At 71.3% G+C, this 1448-nt stretch carries 2 protein-coding genes; both read left to right on the top strand.

All coding sequences use genetic code 11. The features are described 5' to 3' along the window. Window positions 1-352, top strand: a 352-nt coding sequence (locus AB0E94_RS52930; protein WP_360344570.1) for a sigma factor-like helix-turn-helix DNA-binding protein, incomplete at its 5' end; no start/stop codon positions are given. A gap of 131 nt (window positions 353-483) precedes the next feature. Continuing rightward, on the top strand, window positions 484-1194 hold the full coding sequence (locus tag AB0E94_RS52935; RefSeq protein WP_360344573.1) for a hypothetical protein: 711 nt from the start codon (window positions 484-486) through the stop codon (window positions 1192-1194). Window positions 1195-1448: the final 254 nt, after the last annotated feature.

Consider the following 1448-nt stretch of genomic DNA (forward strand, 5'->3'; position numbering starts at 1 on the left):
GTTGCTGGTCGTCGCCACGAACGCGGTCCGCTCCGAGTGGCGGTCGGCGCGCCGGTGGCTGGCGCTGCTCCGGCGTCTACCCACGGAGCGCTGCGCCGATGGTGACCTCGCCGACGAGGTGGCCGCACGGCTCGATGACGAGCGGCGGATGAGCGAGGACCTCTCGGTGGTCCGCCGGCTACCGCCGGCGGAGCGGGAGGCGGTGGCGTTGTGCCTGTGGTCCGGCGTGTCGTATCCGGACGCGGCAGCCGTGCTGGGAATCAGCGAGGTGGCGGTGCGGTCCCGGGTGAGTCGTGCCCGCAGCCGCCTGGCGCGCCTGATGCCCGAGGAGATCCAGGAGGGGAAGCGGTGAACGACATCCTTGACCTGCCCGCGGAGCGGGACCTGCCGCCGAAGGCGGCGCACGCGATGCGGGCCCGGATCCTTGGTTCTGTGCGCCCGCACCCCGCTCGTCCGCCACGACTGCGAGTCGCCGTGGCGGGGGTGGCGCTGTTGGCCGTGGCGTCCGGTGTAGCGGCGGTGGTGTGGCAGCGGCCGGTCCGGGCGCCCGTGCAGGTGCTGGCCATGGGATCGGGTGAGTTGTCGCCGGCCCTGCGGGACGCGGCGCAGCGGTGCCTGCAGTGGAACTCGCCGCATCGGCAGACCCGGCAGGACGAGAGCGAGCGCCCTGTCCCGGTGTCCCTGGCCGACCTGGCGGTGGCCATCGAGCGGGGTGACCGCACGCTGGTGTTGTTCATGAACGACGTCGGCTACGCGACCTGTGACGCGGAATCGGCGGGTACCGACCAGGAGTCCGGCGGTCACGCCAGCGAGCCCTGGCGGCACGGTTACTGGTTGCCGGGGCCGGTGCAGCGGCTGCTGCTGACGTCCACCGAGCACGACGGCGGGGACGTCAATGTCAGCGGCCGGATCAGCGGGCGCGTCGACCGGCTCGTGCTCGACCACGGCGACGGGCGCAGTACAACAGCTCGGCTCTCCGGGGGAGCGTTCGGCCTGATGACCAGCGATGCCCGCCTCAAGGCCGGCAACGATCCTGAACTGGTTAGCTACGACGCCCACGGAACGGAGATCGACAGGCGTCCGCTGTTCCAAGCCGAGGACCAACTTGAGCACTGTTACGCGAGCCCGGACGGGAGACGGATCTACGGCAAGCCGACCAGCCGCTGCCTTCCTGCCGAATCGTGGAATCGGTAGTCATCGCCGAGGATCCCGTGGCTGAACGTGACCGCCCGCCGGGCTCGGACGCCTGGCGACCCAGGCTGAGGCGGTTTGGCTGGGGTTCCTGGAGGCTGACAGCGGAATTCTCAGCTTTCGGCGACTTCGCCGGTCGACGCTGCCGCCCTCGCCGGTCGAAGCCGGCCCACCCGGGCTGCTCCGGCGATCAGGCTGAGGATGCCGATCAGCGCGAGCGCGATGACGCTGGCGGCCAGCGGGTTGGCGATCTGGTT

This window comes from Actinoplanes sp. NPDC026670, assembly GCF_040638175.1.
Lineage (GTDB): Bacteria > Actinomycetota > Actinomycetes > Mycobacteriales > Micromonosporaceae > Actinoplanes.